This window comes from Burkholderia sp. BCC1998, from assembly GCF_905339875.1.
Lineage (GTDB): Bacteria > Pseudomonadota > Gammaproteobacteria > Burkholderiales > Burkholderiaceae > Burkholderia.
The window spans coordinates 1-2,912 of sequence record NZ_CAJPHE010000058.1 but is presented as its reverse complement, the minus strand read 5'-3'; the positions used below and the strand labels follow the sequence as shown (position 1 = coordinate 2,912).

The window sequence follows — 2,912 nt, the reverse complement described above, 5'->3', positions numbered from 1 at the left end:
GAGACAGACTCGTTATAGGGTCAAGCGAACAAGTGCATGTGGTGGATGCCTTGGCGATCACAGGCGATGAAGGACGCGGTAGCCTGCGAAAAGCTACGGGGAGCTGGCAAACAAGCTTTGATCCGTAGATGTCCGAATGGGGAAACCCACTCCTTTTGGAGTATCCATGGCTGAATACATAGGCCATGTGAAGCGAACGCGGTGAACTGAAACATCTAAGTAACCGCAGGAAAAGAAATCAACCGAGATTCCCAAAGTAGTGGCGAGCGAAATGGGATGAGCCTTGCACTCTTTATTTGTATTGTTAGCCGAACGCTCTGGAAAGTGCGGCCATAGCAGGTGATAGCCCTGTAGGCGAAAACAGTATGAAAGAACTAGGTGTGCGACAAGTAGGGCGGGACACGTGAAATCCTGTCTGAAGATGGGGGGACCATCCTCCAAGGCTAAATACTCGTGATCGACCGATAGTGAACCAGTACCGTGAGGGAAAGGCGAAAAGAACCCCGGGAGGGGAGTGAAATAGATCCTGAAACCGCATGCATACAAACAGTCGGAGCCTCGTAAGGGGTGACGGCGTACCTTTTGTATAATGGGTCAGCGACTTACGTTCAGTAGCAAGCTTAACCGTATAGGGCAGGCGTAGCGAAAGCGAGTCCGAATAGGGCGTTCAGTTGCTGGGCGTAGACCCGAAACCAAGTGATCTATCCATGGCCAGGATGAAGGTGCGGTAACACGTACTGGAGGTCCGAACCCACTAACGTTGAAAAGTTAGGGGATGAGCTGTGGATAGGGGTGAAAGGCTAAACAAACTTGGAAATAGCTGGTTCTCTCCGAAAACTATTTAGGTAGTGCCTCGTGTCTCACCTTCGGGGGTAGAGCACTGTCATGGTTGGGGGGTCTATTGCAGATTACCCCGCCATAGCAAACTCCGAATACCGAAGAGTGCAATCACGGGAGACAGACATCGGGTGCTAACGTCCGGTGTCAAGAGGGAAACAACCCAGACCGCCAGCTAAGGTCCCCAAATATAGCTAAGTGGGAAACGAAGTGGGAAGGCTAAAACAGTCAGGAGGTTGGCTTAGAAGCAGCCACCCTTTAAAGAAAGCGTAATAGCTCACTGATCGAGTCGTCCTGCGCGGAAGATGTAACGGGGCTAAGCTATATACCGAAGCTGCGGATGCGTGCTTTGCACGCATGGTAGGAGAGCGTTCCGTAAGCCTGCGAAGGTGCGTTGAAAAGCGTGCTGGAGGTATCGGAAGTGCGAATGCTGACATGAGTAGCGATAAAGGGGGTGAAAGGCCCCCTCGCCGTAAGCCCAAGGTTTCCTACGCAACGTTCATCGGCGTAGGGTGAGTCGGCCCCTAAGGCGAGGCAGAAATGCGTAGCTGATGGGAAGCAGGTCAATATTCCTGCACCATTGTTAGATGCGATGGGGGGACGGATCGCGGAAGGTTGTCCGGGTGTTGGAAGTCCCGGTCGCTGCATTGGAGAAGGCGCTTAGGCAAATCCGGGCGCAGGATTCAAGGGTGTGGCGCGAGCTCCTTAGGGAGCGAAGCAATTGGAAGTGGTTCCAAGAAAAGCCTCTAAGCTTCAGTCTAACGATGACCGTACCGCAAACCGACACAGGTGGGCGAGATGAGTATTCTAAGGCGCTTGAGAGAACTCGGGAGAAGGAACTCGGCAAATTGGTACCGTAACTTCGGGATAAGGTACGCCCTTGTAGCTTGATGCGCCTGCGCGCAGAGGGTGAAGGGGTTGCAATAAACTGGTGGCTGCGACTGTTTAATAAAAACACAGCACTCTGCAAACACGAAAGTGGACGTATAGGGTGTGACGCCTGCCCGGTGCCGGAAGATTAAATGATGGGGTGCAAGCTCTTGATTGAAGTCCCGGTAAACGGCGGCCGTAACTATAACGGTCCTAAGGTAGCGAAATTCCTTGTCGGGTAAGTTCCGACCTGCACGAATGGCGTAACGATGGCCACACTGTCTCCTCCCGAGACTCAGCGAAGTTGAAGTGTTTGTGATGATGCAATCTACCCGCGGCTAGACGGAAAGACCCCATGAACCTTTACTGTAGCTTTGCATTGGACTTTGAACCGATCTGTGTAGGATAGGTGGGAGGCTATGAAACCGGAACGCTAGTTTCGGTGGAGCCGTCCTTGAAATACCACCCTGGTTTGTTTGAGGTTCTAACCTTGGCCCGTGATCCGGGTCGGGGACAGTGCATGGTAGGCAGTTTGACTGGGGCGGTCTCCTCCCAAAGCGTAACGGAGGAGTACGAAGGTACGCTAGGTACGGTCGGAAATCGTGCTGATAGTGCAATGGCATAAGCGTGCTTAACTGCGAGACCGACAAGTCGAGCAGGTGCGAAAGCAGGTCATAGTGATCCGGTGGTTCTGTATGGAAGGGCCATCGCTCAACGGATAAAAGGTACTCTGGGGATAACAGGCTGATACCGCCCAAGAGTTCATATCGACGGCGGTGTTTGGCACCTCGATGTCGGCTCATCTCATCCTGGGGCTGTAGCCGGTCCCAAGGGTATGGCTGTTCGCCATTTAAAGAGGTACGTGAGCTGGGTTTAAAACGTCGTGAGACAGTTTGGTCCCTATCTGCCGTGGGCGTTGGATATTTGAAGGGGGCTGCTCCTAGTACGAGAGGACCGGAGTGGACGAACCTCTGGTGTACCGGTTGTCACGCCAGTGGCATCGCCGGGTAGCTATGTTCGGAAGAGATAACCGCTGAAAGCATCTAAGCGGGAAACTCGCCTTAAGATGAGATATCCCTGGGGACTAGATCCCCTTGAAGGGTCGTTCGAGACCAGGACGTTGATAGGTCAGGTGTGTAAGCGCAGTAATGCGTTCAGCTAACTGATACTAATTGCCCGTAAGGCTTGATCCTATAACAAGTCTG

General features: G+C 52.8%; 1 rRNA gene. It reads left to right on the top strand.

From position 1 onward, the window contains the following. The first annotated feature begins 18 nt into the window (after positions 1-18). Positions 19-2,900: ribosomal RNA gene (locus tag U5A56_RS36690) — 23S ribosomal RNA — on the top strand. Positions 2,901-2,912 lie beyond the last annotated feature (12 nt).